General features: G+C 61.7%; 16 protein-coding genes, 1 tRNA gene and 1 pseudogene. 3 read left to right on the forward strand and 15 right to left on the reverse strand.

What is annotated here, in order from left to right; genetic code table 11:
- Positions 1-26: 26 nt before the first annotated feature.
- The 5 genes from AC15MQ_RS11765 to AC15MQ_RS11785 form a co-directional block, all read right to left on the reverse strand.
- On the reverse strand, positions 27-317 hold the full coding sequence (locus AC15MQ_RS11765; RefSeq protein WP_483080217.1) for a hypothetical protein: 291 nt from the start codon (positions 315-317) through the stop codon (positions 27-29).
- 10 nt (positions 318-327) lie between these two features.
- Entirely contained in the window at positions 328-2,673 is a 2,346-nt protein-coding gene (locus tag AC15MQ_RS11770; RefSeq protein WP_483080644.1) for an arylsulfatase, read from the reverse strand.
- Between the two features lie 32 nt (positions 2,674-2,705).
- Positions 2,706-3,728 carry a SphA family protein gene (locus AC15MQ_RS11775; protein ID WP_483080218.1) on the reverse strand — a complete coding sequence of 341 codons (1,023 nt, stop codon included), beginning with the start codon at positions 3,726-3,728 and terminating at the stop codon, positions 2,706-2,708.
- A gap of 116 nt (positions 3,729-3,844) precedes the next feature.
- Positions 3,845-4,345 (reverse strand): hypothetical protein, encoded by a 501-nt coding sequence (locus tag AC15MQ_RS11780; RefSeq protein ID WP_287655604.1) that lies wholly within the window; start codon positions 4,343-4,345, stop codon positions 3,845-3,847.
- Positions 4,346-4,357: 12 nt separating this feature from the next.
- Positions 4,358-5,101 (reverse strand): DUF2092 domain-containing protein, encoded by a 744-nt coding sequence (locus AC15MQ_RS11785; RefSeq protein ID WP_287655602.1) that lies wholly within the window; start codon positions 5,099-5,101, stop codon positions 4,358-4,360.
- Positions 5,102-5,280: 179 nt separating this feature from the next.
- Here AC15MQ_RS11785 and AC15MQ_RS11790 point away from each other — a divergent pair, with 179 nt between their 5' ends.
- On the forward strand, positions 5,281-6,309 hold the full coding sequence (locus tag AC15MQ_RS11790; RefSeq protein WP_483080219.1) for a LysR family transcriptional regulator: 1,029 nt from the start codon (positions 5,281-5,283) through the stop codon (positions 6,307-6,309).
- Between the two features lie 30 nt (positions 6,310-6,339).
- A complete protein-coding gene (locus AC15MQ_RS11795; protein WP_483080220.1) occupies positions 6,340-7,698 on the forward strand; it encodes an IS1182 family transposase in 1,359 nt (452 codons plus the stop codon).
- Between the two features lie 736 nt (positions 7,699-8,434).
- Here AC15MQ_RS11795 and AC15MQ_RS11800 read toward each other — a convergent pair.
- Positions 8,435-8,511 (reverse strand) — tRNA-Asp (locus AC15MQ_RS11800).
- A gap of 236 nt (positions 8,512-8,747) precedes the next feature.
- On the opposite strand from AC15MQ_RS11800, the gene chrA reads away from it, so the two are divergent.
- Positions 8,748-10,112 carry a chromate efflux transporter gene (gene chrA / locus AC15MQ_RS11805; RefSeq protein WP_483080221.1) on the forward strand — a complete coding sequence of 455 codons (1,365 nt, stop codon included), beginning with the start codon at positions 8,748-8,750 and terminating at the stop codon, positions 10,110-10,112.
- Positions 10,113-10,168: 56 nt separating this feature from the next.
- Here the strand turns inward: chrA and AC15MQ_RS11810 are convergent, their stop codons facing one another.
- The 9 genes and pseudogenes from AC15MQ_RS11810 to AC15MQ_RS11850 all read right to left on the reverse strand — a co-directional run bounded on the left by AC15MQ_RS11810 (position 10,169) and on the right by AC15MQ_RS11850 (position 20,244).
- A complete protein-coding gene (locus AC15MQ_RS11810) occupies positions 10,169-10,489 on the reverse strand; it encodes an AzlD domain-containing protein (RefSeq protein ID WP_287652487.1) in 321 nt (106 codons plus the stop codon).
- Positions 10,486-11,208, reverse strand: coding sequence for an AzlC family ABC transporter permease (locus AC15MQ_RS11815; protein ID WP_483080222.1), 723 nt, complete (start codon positions 11,206-11,208; stop codon positions 10,486-10,488). The genes AC15MQ_RS11810 and AC15MQ_RS11815 overlap by 4 nt, the downstream gene beginning before the upstream one ends.
- Before the next feature lie 92 nt (positions 11,209-11,300).
- Positions 11,301-11,546, reverse strand: a pseudogene (locus tag AC15MQ_RS11820) (PDDEXK nuclease domain-containing protein); the annotation flags it as partial.
- Positions 11,547-11,572: 26 nt separating this feature from the next.
- Complete coding sequence (locus AC15MQ_RS11825) at positions 11,573-12,439, reverse strand: restriction endonuclease (protein ID WP_483080223.1); 867 nt, start codon at positions 12,437-12,439, stop codon at positions 11,573-11,575.
- Positions 12,440-12,480: 41 nt separating this feature from the next.
- A complete protein-coding gene (locus tag AC15MQ_RS11830) occupies positions 12,481-13,203 on the reverse strand; it encodes an HNH endonuclease (RefSeq protein ID WP_483080224.1) in 723 nt (240 codons plus the stop codon).
- A gap of 13 nt (positions 13,204-13,216) precedes the next feature.
- A complete protein-coding gene (locus AC15MQ_RS11835) occupies positions 13,217-13,903 on the reverse strand; it encodes an RNA ligase family protein (protein WP_483080225.1) in 687 nt (228 codons plus the stop codon).
- Between the two features lie 3 nt (positions 13,904-13,906).
- Positions 13,907-14,440: a hypothetical protein gene (locus tag AC15MQ_RS11840; RefSeq protein ID WP_483080226.1), complete on the reverse strand. Its 534-nt coding sequence runs from the start codon at positions 14,438-14,440 to the stop codon at positions 13,907-13,909.
- Complete coding sequence (locus tag AC15MQ_RS11845) at positions 14,437-15,774, reverse strand: AAA family ATPase (RefSeq protein ID WP_483080227.1); 1,338 nt, start codon at positions 15,772-15,774, stop codon at positions 14,437-14,439. Before AC15MQ_RS11845 ends, AC15MQ_RS11840 begins: the two co-directional genes overlap by 4 nt.
- Positions 15,775-20,244, reverse strand: coding sequence for an Eco57I restriction-modification methylase domain-containing protein (locus tag AC15MQ_RS11850; RefSeq protein ID WP_483080228.1), 4,470 nt, complete (start codon positions 20,242-20,244; stop codon positions 15,775-15,777).
- Between the last annotated feature and the right edge of the window lie 2 nt (positions 20,245-20,246).

Genomic DNA, 20,246 nt, shown 5'->3' on the forward strand with positions numbered 1-20,246 from the left:
CTCCTCAGAAAGCCGGCACGGCGGATTTAGTCGACAGCCTTTTTCACTGCACCTTTGACCGGACCCGAATCATCCTTGCCCTTCTTTTTCAGCGGCCCCTTGTCCTCGACGCCAGCAGCACGTTTGGCGGAATCCTTGGCAGCCTCGCCGGCCGAACAACGTCCGCCGACACCCACCGTAGATTTGGCGGCAGCGCTCTTGGCCGCCTTTTCCGGCGTGCAGTCGGGATCGAGTGGGCCAGCCAGCGCCGAAAAGCTGACCGCAACCAGCAAACCGGAAGCGAGAGCGGACAGGGAAAGCAGTTTTGCAGCGCTCATATGCATCTCCTTATTTTTTCAGATAGGTGATTTTGGTCTTGCCGATGCTGCCGTTGAAGGCAAAGGGCGCCTGGTCGTAGTAATCAAGCGACACTGGCGAATCGAGGTCAGTGCCAATATCGAAAGTGGCGTTTGACGTGAAGTGGAGCGACATTGCCGCCGGTACGCGGGTCTGGCCGACGACTTTGCCATTGACTCGCATCACCACATCCATCGGGCCGCCGATCTTGTCGACGAGCTTCGATTCCACTTCGATCATGGCCTTGCCCTGCGGCAGCTTTTCCTTTGATTTGAGCTTGGTACGCTGGACTTCGAACAGGTTGAACTCGTAATTAAGGTAGCCATCCTTGATGTAGCAGGTAATGCCGCCGGAGAAGCCAGCCAGCGCGTAGAGCACGCCGTTGGCCTTCTTCGGCACATCCACTTCCATGTTGACCAGGCTGCTCACCTTGCCCAGCTTGGGCGCAGCGGATTCCGGCATCAGGGTGATTGGTGCATCGAACGTCCATTCGGTCAGGGTCGGCGCCGGCGCATCTTCCGGGTGGAACAGTGCGGTCGACCACAGACCGCCGCCAATCGGCAAGTTCTTGTACTTCTTGGATTCCTCGATGAACAGCGCCTTCATTTCCTCCAGCTTCTTCGGGTTTCTGGCGGCGAGGTCGATGGCCTGGCTCCAGTCCTCGTCGATGTTGTAAAGTTCCCACTTGTCAGTCAGGGGCGACCATTCCTTGACACCCTTCGGTATGCCGCCGACCCACGGTTCGCGTGGCCCCGGTGCGCTGGCAAACCAGCCCTCGTGATAAACGCCACGGCTGGCCATGATGTCGAAAAACTGCGTCGTTCTCGTACCCTTCGCGTTCGGGTCGGTAAAGGTGTAGACCATGCTGACGCCGTCTATCGGGTCCTGCTCGAACCCGTTCACAACGCGCGGTGTCTTGATTTTGGTTAGTTCGTAAATCGTCGGCGCAACATCGATCACATGATGGAACTGCGGCCGCGCGGTCGGATCAGCCTTGATTCCTATTGGCCATGAAATGGCCATCGGGTTACGGATGCCGCCGAAGTAGGAGCCCATCAGCTTGGTGCCCTGATAAGGGGTGCTGCCCGCCCAGGCCCAGCCGGCGTGGTACATGTTGTCGGTTTTCGGGCCGCCGAGCGCCGGCAGACCACCGAGTTCATCGAGAGCCTTGAGATGTTGCGAGATCGTTGTCGGGATGCCGTTCTGCGCCAATTGCTCGCTGATCGTGCCATTCAGCCCTTCGGACGAAGAGCCGTTGTCGCCCCAGATATAAAAGATCAGCGTGTTGTCCAATTTGCCCTGGCGCTCGATCTCGTCGATCACCCGCCCCGCGTTGTAGTCGGCGTGTTCGGTAAAACCGGCAAAGATTTCCATCAAGCGGCGCTGGAATGGTTTCTCGGCTTCTGGAATCGAATCCCAGGACGCCATTGAAGCGGGGCGCGGCGTCAGTTGGGCATTTTCCGGAATCCAGCCCTTGGCCTTGGCGTTCTTGAAGGCACGCTCGCGATAGGCGTCCCAGCCCGAATCGAACTTGCCCTTGTATTTGTCCGCCCATTCCTTCATCACTTGGTGCGGTCCGTGCGAGGCACCCGGCGCCCAATACATCAGGAAGGGTTTATCCGGTGCGTAGGCGTTTTGCTCGCGCAGCCACTTGATGGCATCGGTCGCGATGTCATCGCTTAGGTGGTAGCCCTTCGGCTTGTGATCGGTCACCGGCGAGGTGTTGCGGGTCAGGGTCGGCTCATATTGCGAAGCTTCACCGGCCAGGAACCCGTAGAAGTATTCAAAGCCATAGCCGGTCGGCCAGTAGTCGAATGGCCCCTTGGAGGTGATCTGCTCTTCCGGCGTGTTGTGCCATTTGCCCCAGGCCCCGGTGTTGTAGCCGTAGTTCTTGAGTACTTCGGCGACGGTGGCCGATGACTTGGGGATTACCCCGCTGAAGCCGTCGAAGTCGTTGGCGATGGCCGCGATTTGCCCATTGCCGACATTGGTGTGATTGCGCCCGGTCAGTAGCGCGGCTCGCGTCGGCGAACACATTGCCGTCGAATGGAAACGGTTGTACGAAATCCCAGCCTTCGCCACACGATCAAGCGTCGGGGTATTGATCTCGCCACCGTAGGTCGAGGGCGTCGCCGGTCCCACGTCGTCCATCAGGATGATCAGGATATTTGGCGCGCCGTCCGGCAGGCGCCTGGGTTCAACGCGTTTCTGGTAGGTAGAATCCTGAATCGTCAGGCCCGCCCTGGAAGCGGAGGGTGTGGGCGGGAACGGCAGGACTTCCTGCGCGATGGCGGCAGTCGCGATCAGGGCGCCCAGCAAGAGGCCAAGGCCGGGCATCAATCTCGGGTGACGAGGGAGCGGTTGAGTATTCATGGTGATCCTCCTGTTTTCGATGCTCGCTCGGCAGCCGACCAGTCCACACCTGCCGGCGGCTTGCTCGTGATGCTGAGCGGTATGGAAAGTGTGAAATAAACGGCATTTCCTTCGACGCGGTTCTGCGCGCCGAACTCGTGATACCAGCGCAAATCGAGCGTCACCGGATGTTTTGTACCCCCGGCGAACTGGTACGACAGTTCCGGTCCGATAGCGAACACTCGCCCCTTGAAATCACCGAGCACCGCCGGACCGCCGCTGTCCGCAGTGAGTTGCTGGTTCCAGTAGCCGACGATGCCCAGCGATAAATGGTTGGGCAGGTATTGCTTGGCGGCCATTTCGAGGTGCATTTCATTGCCGGAGTTGTATTTCGTATCGGGGTTCTCGCCATTGAAGGTGAATCCGAGGACTGCCGAGAATTCACGCCCACTCTTGAAATTGGCCATGGTGAACGCGCCGCCGACGTCATATGCCCAACGATTCTTGCCGAGGTTGGCGAGGCGTCCAAGCTCATAGTCACCAACCGGGATGAATACCGATCCGTAAACGCTCCAGGCCCGGAATTCGTCGCCATCGCGACTTTTCCAGCCTACCGAACCGCCGACCACGGGATCACCGAAGGCCGTCACGCTGTCCGAATCATGGACGCTGAAACCACCGCGCGACACACTGCCAGCGACGTCCACGTTGCCGTAGGGCAACACGCCGCTGAAAGCCAGGCGACCGCCCCCCAGAGTCTGTTCCGTTACCCAGGAGAACTGCGCAATGTTCATCAGAACCTGAGCCGAAACATCGCCGACAAGGCGGTTGCCGAGCGGCGTCAGGTTGTTGCGGCCGGCGTCGTAGTGGTAAACATTGTTGGTGAGGTACACGCCCGGTTTCGGCACGAACGCCGCAAGCGGCCCCTTCATGCCGAGAAGATAGTTGCTGCTACCGCCCTCGACGGCGTGGGTGACGCCGCAGGCAGCCAGGCCGAAAAACAGGGACGCCAGCACGCGGATACGCAGAATAGTGTCCATGTATTCACTTTCGGACAGAAATGGGAGGCGACACCTGAAGCGAAAGGTTCGCCTGGTGCCAGGAAAACAAAAAAGCCGCCTCCAGCTACGGTCGACGGCCCCCTTGCGGCAATTTCTCAGTAGGGCGGATTGATTACGATGTACTGAGTGCCCTGAGGCTGGTACCAGGTCGAACCGCACTGCTGATAGATCATGCCGCCGTAGTTGACCGGGACGCAGCCGGCTGGAACGGTACGCACCATCGAGCCGACGACGGCGGCGGTAACGGCCACAGTGGCTGTTACCGCCGCCGCAGTTGCGACCGGGTGGTAGTCGTTGTCCCAGCCGCCACCCCGGTGGTTATCGACATTGACATTGACGTTCCTGTTGGCGTTGATGTTGGTGTTCCGGTTGCTGACGTTGTTTACACTGGTGCTGCGCACATTATTGGCACGCACGTCGCGATTGGCGTGATTGACCTGCTTGGCGCTGCCACCACCCCCGCCGCCGCCTCGCGCCCCACCGCCGCCTCGACCACCACCATCACCGCGTGCCTCTACGACCGGCGCCATGGCGAAGCTGGCCAGAACGAGAATCGTCAGGGGTGCCAGAAACAACTTGCTGAATGTTTTTTTCATTTTGGCGCTCCTTTACTTATTTTCCAGCGAACGAAGTTCAACAGCGGTCGCGCCTTTGGGCGGCGTGAAATTGAAAACACTGTCCTTGAATGTCGGCTTGAGGTTCCAGTCGAAATACTGGACTGACTGCGGACGCGCTTCGTCACTGCGATTGGTGATCACGAGCTTGCGCGGCAGCGGCTTGTCGCCGGTGGTGATCCAGATCTGCCAGTCGACATTGCCCTGGCGGAATGCGTAATGGTCACAAAGGTCGTTGTCGATGAAATCCTGGCCGGCATTCATTGCCGACTCGATCTTGTCGAGAGGCGCCGCCGGCGTGCCCCAGAGGAACATGTCGGCCATGGGCATCTCGACGCCGTAGCGGTCTTCCAGCTTGCTGACCAGTTCGCCGAGGTTCCCTGTGAATTCGACGGTCGAGTAGGACTTTTGAGCCGGGATGGCGATGGTCGCCAGCTTACCATCGTAGAAAATCTCACGGACGGCCCGGGGGCTGACCATTTTCGCGCGCAGCATGTTAGGTCGATGGACGTCGATATCCGCTGTCGCTGAATGCTGCAGTTTCTGGCCGTCGGCAAGAACCCGCTCGCCGGTCAGGTCGGTCGACACCTTGAAGCGCGTCATCGTCTGCAGATGGGCGCCCATGTCCTTGAGCGCCTGGATCGATCCCGGGTCGATGGCACTGGCAGTAGATTTCGCAGGCACAGGCGGGGCTGATTGAGCGTGCGCGAATGGCGCAGCGAGCGCCAGCGTCAGCAACCCCAGCGCCAGTTTGGTGTGAAACATAGAAGTCTCCTTGATTCAATGTGCATCTTCGGTGGGAAAATAGGCCGCTTCCGAACAGTCCGCCGGAGTCAATTAGCCTAATTTTTCAAGTAGAGCAGTGTCCTCGGTATGCGTCCAATGCATTCTTTTGATTGACGTGATAATCTAGGTGCATGACGATTGATATCCGCCTCCTGCGCCAGGTGCTCGCCTTGAGCAAACACCGGAATTTCGCCCGAGCCGCCGAATCGCTGCATATTTCTCAACCCGCCCTGTCGCGCAGCATTGCCGGGCTCGAGCAATCTCTCGGCGTGCAGTTGTTTGATCGAACGTCAGGCGGCGTCGAGCCGACGAAATGCGGGCAGACGGTCATTGACCGTGGTCAAGATATTCTCAAGAAGGAAAGAGAACTTCGCCGCGAGATTCTTTTGATTCAGGGCATCGAAGTTGGCGAACTGTCCATTGGTGCAGGGCCGTTTCCCTTTGAAATCTCCGTCAGCCACGCGGTCGCAAGGTTGATCACCCGCAACCCGAATCTACAAATCAGAATTGACAAGGATAGTGCGCCAGCGATCGTCAATCGGGTTCTGTCTGGCGACATCGATATCGGCGTCGCAGACATCCGTCACTGCGAGGAATTCGCCCGCCTGACCGTCGAGTTTGTGTTCGAGCATGCAATCGCCTGTTGTTGCCGTCGGGGACACCCGCTTGCTGGCAGACGCTCGCTGTCGCTCGACGACCTTCTGAATTTTCCGATCGTCGGCACTGTCATGCCACCTGCACTGGCCGCTCTCCTGTCCCGGGGCCATGCGGCAGGGCGTGTAAACGAGGACACCAAGAATTTTCACCCGGCCATCACCGTTGATTCGCTGTCCGCAGCGAGGAATATTGCCCTGGGCTGTGATGCCCTCCTGCCGATAACACCGGGCTGTATTGCTCGCGAGTTGGAATCTGGGGATCTCGTCATTCTCGATTTCACGGCGCCCTGGATGCGTTACCAATACGGTTTCATTTCCAGGAAGGATAGGACGCATTCCCCCGCTGCCATCGAGTTCATGACAAGGATGAGGGAAATCGAAGAGGAGGCAATCGAACTCGAAACCAGGCTTTTCGCAGCCTATTCCAATTTCAGCAATACGTCTGATGGCAAGGCGCTAGCGGCCTGTCGGACTATAGGCCTGCCGCTGCCGAATATGCTATAATCATAGCTATTCAAGCGACCGAGGTCTGGCATGTCCAAGTTCATCGTCACCGACCGCAAGACCGACTACCTGCTGCCGCCGTCACTCGACGATTGGCTGAACCAGGATCACTTGGCGCGATTCATTGTGGAGGTGGTCGACCAGCTTGATCTGTCGAACCTGACGCGCCAGTACGCTGGGTGTGGATCAAAGGCGTACCATCCGGCGACCCTGCTGGCGATTCTGGTCTATGGCTACGCGACGGGAGTCTTCTCCAGTCGCAAGCTGGAGCGGGCGACCTACGATTCGGTCGCCTTCCGCTACATTGCTGCCGGTAGCCATCCCGATCACGACAGCCTGGCGACGTTCCGCCGGCGTTTTCTTGACGAGCTGAGTGATCTGTTCCTGCAGGTCCTGGAGATGGCCAGGGAAATGAAACTGCTCAGGCTGGGCCATGTCTGTCTTGACGGCACAAAGATCGAAGCCAACGCGTCACGGCACAGTGCGCTCTCGCACGGTCACATCGAAAAGCTGGAAGCCCAGCTCAAGGCCGAGGTGCAGGAACTGTTCGCCTTGGCGGAACAGGCGGATCAAGCGGACGTTCCAGACGGCGTCAGCCTGCCCGAAGAAATCAAGCGCCGCGAAGATCGCCTGGCGGCGATGGCGGTGGCCAAGGCCAAGATTGCGGCCCGGGCCGAGGAGCGCTATCAGCGAGAGAAAGCCGAGTACGACGAGAAGATGGCCCGGCGCACGGCCAAGGAAGAAGCGACCGGCAAGAAGTTGGGCGGCAAACCGCCGAAAGCCCCCGAGCCCGGCGCACGGGACACGGACCAGATCAATCTGACCGACGAAGAATCGCGCATCATGCCGGTGGCCGGTGGCGGCTTCGAGCAAGCGTACAATGCCCAAGCCGGGGTGGATGTGGCGACGATGCTGGTTGTGGCCGTCGGCGTAACGCAAGCCACCAATGACAAAGAGCAGGTCGAGCCGATGCTGGCGACGCTCAAGGCACAAGCCGAAGTGCTGGGCCCCGTGGACAGTCTGATCGCCGACACGGGCTACTGCAGCGAGAAGAACATCAAGGCCTGCGAGGCGGCCGGCATCGATCCGGTGATCGCGGTGGCTCGCGATGAGCACCATCCGGGCTGGCGGGAACGGCACAGCGAACCGGCACCGCTACCGAAGAACGCGACACCCGTACAGGCCCTGTCTCATCGTTTGAAAACCCAAACGGGACGAGCGCTCTATGCTTTGCGCAAGCAGACCGTCGAGCCGGTCTTCGGCATCATCAAATCGGTCATGGGCTTTCGCCAGTTCTCGCTGCGCGGCTTGAAGAACGTCACGGGGGAGTGGACGCTGGTCTGCCTCGCGTGGAACTTGAAGCTGATGGCCAAATTGCGCCCGCAGTAGGGAAAAACGAGGGGGAAACCGTACAAAAGGTCGGAAAAGCGACAAAATGCAGCCTGCTCATTCCGCATCGTGAAATCTGGCGGTTTCCCCTACTCCAAGTCCGACAGGCTGCTAGCGGCGACATAGAACGTATCCTGGAATGGGGGTAATCAGTTCCCATGCGCGGGATCTCATTTGCGCTGAGCCATCAAAGCAACCAAGCCTCCGCAAAGCCTGAAGTGCTGGCGACCTTGCTTCCTGCGATTCCCGCGGGACACCCTCAGGGCCTCGTCACTCGCATGCCATATTCGTCATGGTCATTTCTCAGGAATGAAAAGCCTCAAACATTCATGGTGTTATGACATGCTCTTGTAAGCCCGCAAGAAAGCTGGTCTACGCACCTCCCATGATGCACGAGAAATGACCAACACGAAGGTGGTCAGCCTGGTAAGCGGTTACGGTGGAGTTGACGATCCAGGACGCTGCATGACTTCCTTGAGATTCTCGTGATTGCCATTGCCGCCGTCCTCTCCGACTGCAACACCATCGAAGACATCGCCGGGGGTCGGCTTTCAGGAGCGAGCCTCGAACCACCCCAAGCTGCTGCGGTCAAGAGTCGTGGTGGTGAGCGTTGGGGTCAAAGCGTCGAGGACGTACCTCAAGCAGGCAAGGATCAGAGAGACGAACGAAAGTAAACTTTCGCTGACGCGTCGTAATCCAGAGACTTGTCGTCAAAAACAACGATTTACGAAAGGGTTGGCGGAGTGGACGGGACTCGAACCCGCGACCCCCGGCGTGACAGGCCGGTATTCTAACCAACTGAACTACCACTCCGTGCTTTTGACACAACTGCGGCCATGCCGCTTTCCACTCCTGGCTGCTGCTGCCCGCGTGCCGTGGAAGCTGCGCATTATAGCGAATTCCGGCCGGCAAGCAAGAGGTAGAGCGCATTCCGGGAGTTCAGCGCAGGCCTGGCCAGGGCGGCGCCGCGCCGCGGCAGTAGAATGACGCGGCTGCACCGAGTATCCTGCAGGCCTGCCCAGGGGCTGCGAACCAAGGAGTGAATGCCGATGCGACAAGCCGGACCCACCAGCGATGCCGCGGCGATCATGCCACCCGTTGCCGTGAGTTTCAGGGAGGCGTTTGGCTTCTGGCTGAAGCTTGGCCTGATCAGCTTTGGTGGCCCGGCCGGACAGATTTCGATCATGCATCAGGAACTGGTGGAGAAGCGGCGCTGGCTCTCCGAGCGCCGCTTCCTGCATGCACTGAACTACTGCATGCTGCTCCCCGGTCCGGAGGCACAGCAACTTGCCACCTACATCGGTTGGCTGATGCACCGTTCCTGGGGCGGCATCGCTGCCGGCGTGCTGTTTGTCCTGCCTTCGCTGGTCATCCTGATCGGCCTGTCGTGGGTCTATGTGGCGTTCGGTGAAGTATCGCTGGTGGCCGGCCTGTTCTACGGCATCAAGCCCGCGGTCACCGCCATCGTGCTGCAGGCGGCGCAGCGCATCGGCGCACGGGCATTGAAGAACCGGCTGTTGTGGGCGGTCGCCGCGGCCTCGTTCATCGCCATTTTCGTGCTCGATCTGCCGTTCCCGGCGATCATTCTGGGCGCCGCTCTGGTCGGCCATATCGGCGGGCGGGTCGCGCCGGACCGCTTCACGGCCGGCGGCGGGCATGGCGCGGCCGGCAAGTCATTCGGTGCGGCGATGATCGACGACGATACCCCGACGCCCGCGCATGCCCGCTTCCGTTGGCTGGGCCTGATGCGCGTGCTGCTGGTCGGCGCGCTGCTGTGGCTGACGCCGATGGCGATGCTCACCGCTGTCCATGGCTGGAGCCACACTCTGACCCAGATGGGGTGGTTCTTTACCAAGGCGGCATTCCTCACATTCGGCGGCGCCTATGCGGTGTTGCCCTATGTTTACCAGGGCGCGGTGGCGCATTTCGGGTGGCTGACGCCGACGCAGATGATCGATGGCCTGGCCCTCGGTGAAACGACGCCGGGGCCGCTGATCATGGTGGTGGCTTTTGTCGGCTTCGTCGGCGGCTACGGCAAGGCGTTCTTCGGCCCGGAGTCGCTGTTTCTTGCCGGGGCTATGGCGGCGTCGCTGGTGACCTGGTTCACCTTTCTGCCGTCGTTCGTGGTCATCCTGGCCGGCGGGCCTTTGGTCGAGTCGACCCACAACGATCTGAAATTTACCGCGCCGCTGACCGCGATCACGGCGGCGGTCGTCGGCGTGATCCTCAACCTGGCGGTGTTCTTCGGCTACCATGTGTTGTGGCCAGCGGGTCTGTCAGGCACCTTCGACTGGGTGTCGGCGCTGATCGCTCTGGCGGCGGGCGTCGCACTCTTCCGCTACAGGTTGAACGTCATTCCGGTCATCGCCGCCTGCGCGGTCGCGGGTCTGCTGGTGAGAATGGTCGGCGGCTGATGGCCGAATTGCCTGGTGGATCTGCTCGATCGGTGAACCGGCCGGCGGTCGGCGATTCACAGAATAAGCCGATGCACAAAGAAGCTGGCCAGGCCGATGGCGATGGTCGCCAGCAGATTCCGTGTCAGAACCCCGGCAGCCAGACTGAGCAGGGCGGCGACCAGATACGGGTTCTCCCACGACAGGAACCATTCACCCTTCGGCAAGAGAACAGCGGGCAGGGTAATCGCCGTCAACACCGCCGGCGGAATGAATTTCAGCGCGCCTTCGATCCACGGCGCCATTCGGAATCGGTCGGCCAGGGCAAAAAGGAAATAGCGAATGCCGAAGGTGACGATCATCATCCCGGCCAGCATCCACGCTTCACTGGCGCTCATTTCCGGATTCTCCCTGTCTTCGCGAGGCGCTGCGCGAGCAGGCCCGAGGTGATGCCGGCAAACGCGGAAACGACGATCCCCAGTTTGTAGGGCAGGCTCAGGGTGAGCAGCGAGGCGGCGCCGGCCGTCAGTACGCAGACCGCGACGGGGATGGTCTTGACAAACGGGATGATCATGCCGATGAAGGTAACCGGCATCGCCACGTCGAGCCCCCAGCTCTGGGCGTCGGGAATGCGGTTTCCCAGCACCAGGCCGATAAAACACCAGAACTGCCAGTTGAGATACATGGCGATCGACGAGCCGAGCTGGTACCAATGCTTGAAGGCGGAGGCATCGTCCTTTTGAAAGCGATGCACGGTGACGGCGAAGGTTTCGTCGGTCAGCCAGAACGCCAGCGGAATCCGCCATTTCTGCGGCAGATCCCTGAGGTAGGGCAGCAGGGTGGCGCTGTAGAGCATGTGCCTCAGGTTGACGATCAGCGTCGTCAGCACGATGATCGCGACCGGTGTCTGAGCCGCCACCAGACCGACGGCGATGAACTGCGACGATCCGGCAAAAACCAGCGCAGACATGGCGATCGCCGCCGCCATCGACAGGCCCGAAGTCGCGGCGAGGGCGCCGTAGATCAGTCCGAACGGCAGAGCACCGAGCAGCAGCGGGAAGGTGTCCCGCATGCCGGCGACGAATTCCTGCCGCCGGGGATCGCTGGGCCTAGGCATGGCCTGGCGGGGCTTCTGAGCGGGCGCCCTAGACGTTGAACAACAGTACGGGTGGCGAGCAGCACCAGTGTTGGAGAGTGGTTTTTCAGTCTTCATTGCGTACCCGCTCCTGGGATGGCTGTAGTCATTGAGCGCCCGTTCTGCCCTGCGTCCTGCGACATTATTGGGGGTGGTTCCAGCAGTTCGATCGGCTCGCACTGCTTGCCGGCGCACAAGATGATGCCCAGCGGCGGCTCCTTGCCAGCCTCACGCTCGAACTTGTCTAGCCAGCGCAGATAGAACTCCCTCTGGCCTTTGTAGGCGGCATTGAAGTCGCCCACCTTCAACTCGACCGCCAACCCATCGCACGGCCGCCGGAAAAATTTCATCCTATTTGCCTCGTGCCACGACAAGCCGGATAAGCCGAACAGCCCCAAAACTCCTCGCCCGCGCTGGCTCCGCGCTTCGCCGTGCGCTTCACCATGGGCTTGCTACAGGTCGGGCAGTCTGGCACTGATGGTGTGCCCGCCGGAGCCGCCGGCATATGCGATGGCCCGCTCTGCTGTGCAGGTGTCTGCCCTCTCGAATTCCGAGCCTGACGAATCAAGTCTTGCAGCAACGGCCCGTCAATGAGTTTCAGATTGCGTCCGCTGGCGAAGCCAACCGCATCCTCGGTGAACCGCCCCGAGGTCACTACGAAGCCGCCGGCCGCGCCCTTGGCGGTCATCACGCCATAGAGTTCGCGCACCACGTCCACGCCGACCTTGAAAGCCTTCCACTGCTTGTATTGAACAAGGTACTTCTCGGTGCCCTTGGAGAGCACCAGATCGATACCGCCATCGGCGCCACCGCCGCCCGTTTCAAGTACGCCGTAGCCCTGCAGCCGGAAAGCCTCGCCCACCAGCATCTCGAACTCGCGCCAGCTCATGCCCTCAAGTGCTTCGGCCGCGTAGCTCTGGCCGACATCCGTGATGAGCTTGCGGCGCTCTCGCCGGCGCCATGCCGAGATGCCTGCACCCGCCACGCAAATCAGCGGCAAGAGGTATTGCCCGAAAGTTGCCAAGGTCTTCCAGAGAGTCTGTGTGACCATGGTTTCCATCTCACCCAGTCTGGTGGCCGCGACCACCTCCTGGACGGCCATACGATGCAGGACGAGATACGAGACTACAGCCAGCGCCACGCCAGCCCACCAAGGCAGCATGGCCACGACGTCCATCAAGTCTTCGGCAGGGCTGGTTCTTCTACGCGCCATGAATTTCCTCCATCGATTTTGTGTCTTCCTTCATCGAGCCCTCACTGCCTGAACACTTCGGCGCGATGGAAGCCCATGTAGCGCTGGTGCTGCGAGGTCAAGTAACCGACACGAAGAGAGTGTTGAAGGTTGAACAAGACCAACGCCTCATGAGGCAGCATGGTCGACACCAGCAGCTCACCCGCGTCATCGATGCTCACCCATCCGCCGTCGAAGAGCGCATCCAGATGTGGGGCGAGCAAGAGGCCATTGAACACATCGAGTCGCTCGACGTCCGAGTCGCACGACGCCCAAGGCTTGATGTGGGAGGCCCTCAGCAGTTCCGGAAAGGCGAGGCCGGTGACGCAGCATCGGCCCCGCCAGTAGTCCAGCAACGCCCGTCTGAATAGATCCTGCCCCACGCGCTGAACCACGAGGCGCTCCGCTTCGGTGGATCGCGGCAGCGCCATCGTCGCCCGATCGAACTCTGCAGCGACGCGATTCGGCATTGTTCGAGCTGTCGCAGCGGCCCGCTCGAGCGCTGCGTACAGCGTCGGGATTCCATCCGCGAGCGTCCAGCCCTCTCGTGCCAGTGGTAGGCCTTCCAGCAAAGTCGAATCGCTCGCATGCACCTCGAAGCGGCCGTCACCGGTCAGCCGGACTGTCATGGTTTCGGGAAAGGCAGTTGATCGTAGGAGCAGGCTGTCTTCCTGCGCTTCTGGCGCAAGATCGAAGCCGCAGTCGGCGGCGGCCTTCTCGATGCGGGTGCGGTCAAGCGGTGTCATCGGTCAATGCCGCTCACGTCGTCCGTTCGAGTTGATTCCACACCAGTGCGCGGCTGCGCCAGTGGCTTTCGATCTGCTGCGTGAACTCGGCTCGGACCAGCTTGGCGCGCTGGTGTAGCCAGCGATCATCCTCCGACCTAATCACAACGCCTTCCATGGTGCTATCGCGGTAGCGACTGCGGTGCTGGTTCAGCAGGCTCTTCAAAGCCGGCAGATCGGTCCGACCGCGCAACAGCGCGGGTACCGTCGGCGGGCCCAGATCGCATGCCCAAGCATCGCGGCGTCGAGTGCTCCAGAAGCGGCCCTCACGCCGGTCGTAGATATCGAACACCAGCCACCAGTCGGGCAGCGCCGTATAGTCCAGCGAATGCTGCGCTGCGCACCACTCGCCAAACGCGATCAAGTGGCTATCGAGGGCGTCGAACAGAGCGTCCTCGTGCGCGGCTAGCCACGCTCCCAAGCGGGCGAACTGGCCGCCGAAGGGTGGCTTCAGGTACTGCCCCCGGTTTTGTGCCTGCAGGTGGCCGTCGACCCTGACCGACAGCCCCAGGTTGGCACCATCGAGCTTTTCCTCCACCACGACGTCGGCGCTGAGCAGCGCATTCGCCTCGACCGCTGACAAGACTTTGTCATCGCGTGGTTCCCCGGTTCCCAGCCAGGCGAGGTGCGGAGTGTGGGGAAAGCGGAAAAAATCGTCCACGCTTCAGATCCGGGGCAACGCAGGAACCATACGGCCAGGAAATTTGTTCCGATAGAAACCGCAGACATCCGCTGAACAGAGGAAATCGACAGAAATGCCATGGGCCGCCAGAGCAGACCACCAATCGAGCCACTTGCAATCGGCCGCCTGCCAGATCGGCGGTTTCTGCGGATGCGCGGCGGCGACGGCCGCGAACTTGCGGTCAGGCGCGTCGAACACCGACTGCAAAGCCGGGTCCGGGAACTCAGCGAATTGATCCTTTACGGTTTCGGTCAGAACGACTTGTTCAACGTGTCGGGAATTTCCGGCATGCCGCAACAGCCATTTAAGGAACACGTCACCCGGGTGTTTCGCCGGGTTGAGTTGTGTCTTTTTCTGGTACTCCCCAAGAATGCGATATGCATCGTCGATCACGACTACCTGCGACGCTTGCGCCGTTTGCAGTCGCCTCACGCACTCGATCACGCAGCCTTCCGAAACATCCTCGTGCTGTCCGCTGGCGACAAGCAGCACGTTCGTATCGATCACCACCCTCATTCGGCACCGCCGGTTTTCGCCGCGCGCTTGCGCTGCATCGCTGCGATGGTTCGGCCGGCAATATCGGCCATCTCGTCGCCGAAGAAATTCTCGGGCCAGTTCTCAATCTCGCCGAACTCGTCCAGTCGAAGCGGCTCCAGTTCGGCAGCCGCGCCGGAACGCTGGCAAAAATATGCGGCCAAATTCCCAGGCAACACAACACCTTCGGCGACGCGTCGCTGCAAACGGTTCAGAAAATGCTCGGAATGGCTCTCGACGATGAACTGAACGCCACGCTCCCGGCTGACCTGAATGAAAAGTTCGGCTAGTTGGGATTGTGCCAATGGATGAAGGTGGCTTTCCGGCTCTTCAACGATAACGATATGGCCTCGTTCCGCGAACAGCGCCGCGACAATCACGGGCAGGACCTGAGAGACCCCGACGCCTACGTCCTTGAGGTTCGACGCACCATCGCCGTTGACCACTAGCAGTTCATACCGGGCCGAGCGCCCCAATTGGCGCACCTTGAGATCATCAGCCAATCCTATGCTGTGCAACCAATAAGCGGTCTCGTCGAAGAGCCGGGCTGCGCTTGAGGTCGGCAGCCGGCGCCGGCGCGCTTCCTCCTTTGCTACTCCGCTTGCAATTAGCGCATCGACGGCTTGCCCGCCGTCATCGCCGATCGAGCCCGGGAAACGGCCGCTCCACAGGTAGTCGCGCTGAGCCAAACGGCGAACCGGGCCGAGGTAGATGATGCGGCTCAGCTCCGCCAACAAGGCTGGACCTACGGACAACACGGGGGCCGCCTGCGCGCCGAGAGCTTCAGCGGCCGCGCCGGAAAATGCAAAGGACCGATGAGGCTTGAAAGCCGGCGACTGCCCTATCGCCCGCCTGGCATCGGCAGCCCAAAGTTTGTAGGCCCCGTTTCTGCCACGTTGCGCGGTGAATCCCTGGTTCCCCTGGCCAATACGGAGATAGGCCAAGTCCGCGCTACCGCCTTGCCCCTGTTCATAGCGGGCGGAGAACACCCCGACCGATAGCCTGTCCTCACTGCCGCGCCATCCAAACTCGATGCCGATCTGGTTCGCCTTGACGACCTCGGTGGCGGCACTACGCCTGCTTAGCACATCCCGGAATTGACCCAGCGTCACCGAGTCGCCTGCGTCCGGGTTACCGAAGTTCAGGTCCAGATTGGGGTCACGCGCCTTTACCGTTTGTCGCAGCAACAAGAGGCTTTGGATCAGACTGGACTTGCCCGAGGAGTTTGTCCCGAAGAGCAAGGTCAGCGGCGCCAGGGGCATCTGGCCGGTGCTGCGCCAGATCTTGAAGTTGTTCAGTTTGAGATGAGTCAGCACTCAGGCTCCTGTTGTCTGGTGGTCCCACGCTTCCAGCACCCGCCGTCTGGTGCGGTATTCACCGCATGCTCGGATTTCACCTTCCTTGAGCACGCGGAAGGTCTCGGAGGGGTAGTCGGCGCCCATCACGTCGGCGGGGTCCAGGATGTAGCGCAGCTCGTCGCGGGTCAGGCCGTAGAGGCGGGCATAGTAGGCGTCGAGCTCGGCGCGTAGTTCGGCGCGGCGTTCGGGGTTCCAGGGGAAAGGCGGGCCGCGGTGGTCCAAATCCTCGGCCCAGGCGCGCAGGTCGTGGGCGGTGTAGGTGAGTTGGAGGACGCGAGGGACGATGAAGTCGATGGCTTGCGGCGTGTAGTGTTCAGGCGGTAGGTGAACGAGTTGTTTCTTGACATGATACTTGAGATGGGTGCCGCCGACCTTTTGGCGCGCGACGAAGTCGTGCACAAGGCTGCACTGATCGGCAAGCAGACCTGCCAGACGAGCGCCAAGTGCAGGGTCCGGAAACATCAGGAGCAGGGTGTCGCCAGTGCCTACCCTCGGCACGACAGACGCGATAACGGTCCTCTCGTCTGTGCTGCGGCAGATGTCACGCCAGCCCATCAGCCAGCGCGGACTGCGGGCGTCCATCCAGGCATCCAACAGGGCCAGCAGTGCTGGCACCAGTTCGGCGCTCTCCAAGGCGGTGGCGAGGTCGGCAAGTTCCAGGTCGGACAGGCGCGTGTCCTGGTTCTGCGCGGCCCATTTCGGGAACTCGACGAGGGCCTTGCGGGTGGTGAGGCCGCTGCCCAGTAGCGCCTGGGCGAGCGGGGTGAAGCGCGCCTTGAGTTGCGCCTCGGTCGGCGCGATATGCGGCAAACTGCGCTGCTGCGTCCAGCCGTCAGAGCCGTCAGAGCCGTCGGACTCGCCGGCAGCGCGGCTGAAGAGCTCGCCAGCCACCCAGGCGGCGAGGGCCAGCAGCAGGTCGGACAAGGCGTCGTCCACCGTACGCGGGGTAGCGGCATGCAGTGCCAGCCAAGCCTTGGCGATACGCGAGGGAACGCGGGCAATGCGCGCCAGCACCTCACGCTCATCCACCCAGTAGCGCGGGCGCACGGCGAACGCCGGATCGGCCTTCTGCGCCACGCTCACGTCAGCTGTTTCGACCTCGCCCGGCTTCCCGTCGGCATCGACGTAGGTTGCCCAGCGGTGGTCGAACTGGTGAATCATCTTCGCTTCGTACAGCGGCAGGCGCTTGGGTGTGTCGGAAGGATTGGGCGCGCTGCGGAACAGGCCGCTGTCGTTGGCCATGTCCAGCATTCGCTGGAAGCTGATACCCCACGGATTAACCTCAGGCTTGAGCACCTTGCCGTTGGCGTCTTTGGCCTCTTCTTCAATGAGCACCGGCGCGGTCCGGTAGAGCTTCTTGGTCAACTCGGCGTCGCGCTCGCTGCGGAACACGGGGCAGGTGCGGGTGTTCGGGTTGATGAGCGAGAACTCGTCGGGGGCCAGCGCAAAACGGCGATGAGAATCTCCCAGTTGGCTGGCCTGGGTCGCGAAGCAAACAAACTCAGCCGCAAGCGCGGTGCCGAGGGTCAGTAGTGAGAACTTGTAGCTGCGGTGGACCGCAGGGAAGACCGCTTCGCTGTTCTCGAAGTCGAACATGCTGACCAGATGCCCACAGGCAGCGATGTGGCCAAAGTAGGCCTTGGTGGAATCGTCGGTTGCAATGCCGGTGGGGACGATGAAGCCCGCGCGCCCGTGATCTATCGTGGCCTGCAGAAAGGTTTCTGCGAACAAGGCGTAGGTATTGACATCCCCCACGCCGGTGAGCGGAAAGCGCCCGCCGGCATGAGCGAAGAGACTCGCGGCCTCGGCGCCCCGACGCGCGGCGACAAAAGCCTCGTACAAGGCCATCTCGACCCGGTTTGGCGGCGACAGCCCCTCGGCGGCTTCGAGGTCGGGATTGAGGTTGTGCAGCAGCACGCCGTCGCGCAGCCATTCGATGCGCTGGCCACGTTCGAATTTGTTCCTGGCCGCGGCCACTAGCGGGCTCTTGGCGGCGAAGAACTCTTCTTCCTGTAGCTTGATGCGTTCCCATGGGGGATTGCCGAGCATGACCGAGAATCCGCCCTTGGCCGCGACTTGCGGAAAGGCCAGCCACCAGTGGAAGACACTGTGTTTGCGACACAGGGCGTGGGCGGTGTCCTCCATTTCATCGTTGGTCGGATGGCCACTGAGTACGCCCCACAGGTAACCCGAGAGCGGTACGCTTGCGCCCGCGTCGGCCAGCTTCGGGGCCAGGAAGGCGGCCAGGTAGGTATCGGCCAGCCGCGCCAGCACCGAACGCTGCGCCGCGCCAAGCGCCTGCTGCCACGCTTGGCGCTTGGCGGCCACCTGTTCGGGCGTGTCGGCGTCGAGCCGATCGACCTCCATGGCTTGTTCGGCAAGACCGGCCCGGGTGAACAAGTCGCCCGCAGCGATGGCCTTCCAGCTCTTCAGATCAGCCTTGTTCTGTTTCTTGAGAGCGGAAGCCACCGCCCTGTCATCGCCGGAGAGCGCAGCATAGGCCTCGTCGGGGATACCGTTCCCCAGCACCTTGGGGTCGAGCACGCCCAGTAGCGCATCACCCACCTGCAGGTGGTGGTCGATGAATGAGAGCGGCAGGTCCGGTGTGTAGGCTTCGAGCCACAGGGCGGTCTTGGCGAGCTGGATCGCCATGGGGTTCTTGTCGACGCCGAAGATGCAACGGCTGACGACATCGCGCCGTGCGTGCCGGAAGTCGAGAGGTGTGGGGGCGCCGCCATCGCGCTCGATGACGGCGCGCTGCAAGGCGATCTCGTCGCCCAAGCACAGTGCGGCGGCGACCAGGAAGTGACCGCTACCGCAGGCTGGGTCGCAGATGGTGAGTTCGAGCAGTGCCTCGACCGGCCGCTCGGGATTGGCTTTGACGGTGTTGGCGATCACTGGCTCGAGCGCCGACTTGATGAGTTCCTGAACCAGGCTGTCCGGCGTGTAGTAAGAGCCGGTCAGCTTGCGGGTGTTGCCACGGTTGTTGGCGTCGCTGTCGCTGTCATCGCCCACGAAGGCCAGCCGGGCATGGGCGGGGTGGGCCAGCCCCTGGGGGTCCGGTACCAGCTCCAGCAGGCTTTCGTAGACACTGCCAAGCTCCTCGAACTTCATGTCCCGGTAGTTGACGCGGCGCAGGCCGGTGGTGTCGCGGAAGTACCCCAACTGGAAAACGGCGGCCAGCAGCCAACGGTTCTCCAATTGCGCGCCGCCGAGCCGTGGGCACTGGTCGGCGTCGAACAGGCCGCCCAGGGCCGGCAGTCCCAAAGCAGGCTCACCTCGGGCGAGCGCACCAAAGGTGATGCCCAGCGCCTGCCAGAGATCGCCGTGCCGGTCGTGCTGGCTGCGCCGAGTTGCTCGCTCGCGTAGCCAGGTCAACGAATAGCCGGTCAGATAGCGCTGCTGGATGTCCGCGGGCGTCGCCGGCGCGAACACCAGCTTGACGCCCGTCGCCGAGTCTAGCCGGTCTTCGACTGTTGCCAGAAAGATGAGGCGATAGATTAGTCGCAGCAGTTCCTCGAAGAAGGCCTGTTTGCCCGCTTCCCCTGCGGCTTGTATTGATTGGCGCAGCCCAACGTTGTCCGGATGGGAGAGAAAGCCGGTGCCGAGGGCGCGCAAGGCCTCGGCCACTTGGTAGCGCAAGTTGCGGCGGATGGCGACGCCGGCTTCCTGCCCGGCGACGCGCCAACGCTCCCAGGGGCAATCTTCGGGTTCGCCGGGTTTCTCACCCTTCGCGGGGCCGAAGCGGCTAGCATGGGCGAGCAGCCAGAAGGCAGTGAAGTCTGCATACAGCTCTTGGCTGAACAAGGCCTCCAGATCCACCTCCACATAGGCGGGGCGGGTCAGGCTGGGGTTGTCGCGCAGAATGCGCAGCTGCAAGCCATTGACGACGATGGCCCAGAGACTGGTATCGGATGCGTTCAGCGATTCCTGCGCCAGCATGAAGGGACTGCGCCGACGGACCTTGCCAGTTTCGGGATTGGGATCACCGAAGCGCTCTGCAGGCACGTCCAGCGACTGGTTGTGGGCGGCGAAAACCAAGGGAACCTTTCCGCCTAGGGCAGCATGGCCAATCTGATAGCGGTGACCTGCCTGCTCGATGGCGGGCGCCCGGTCCAAGTCGGCAAAGCCCAGCACGTCACGTAACAAGGGGACAAGGAACTCGCGCACCGTCACCGCATGCGCGTCGACGTCCTTACGCTCGCGCAGGCGCTGGAACTCCAGCCAGAGGTTGAGCGCAATCTTCCAGTAGCGACCGACTTCGTCGCGCAGCTTCAGGCCCTTGGGGGTGCGGTAGTGGCGTTCGGATTGCTCGGTCTTGTCCGCGTCGGCGAGCGTGGTCAAGCGCGACAGTTCATCGGCGGGGACGAGGCCGCCTTCGATGCGGATGGCCTGGTAGGCAAGGTGTGTTGCATTGCGATGGGCCATGG

It is taken from the genome of Candidatus Accumulibacter propinquus, from assembly GCF_056856495.1.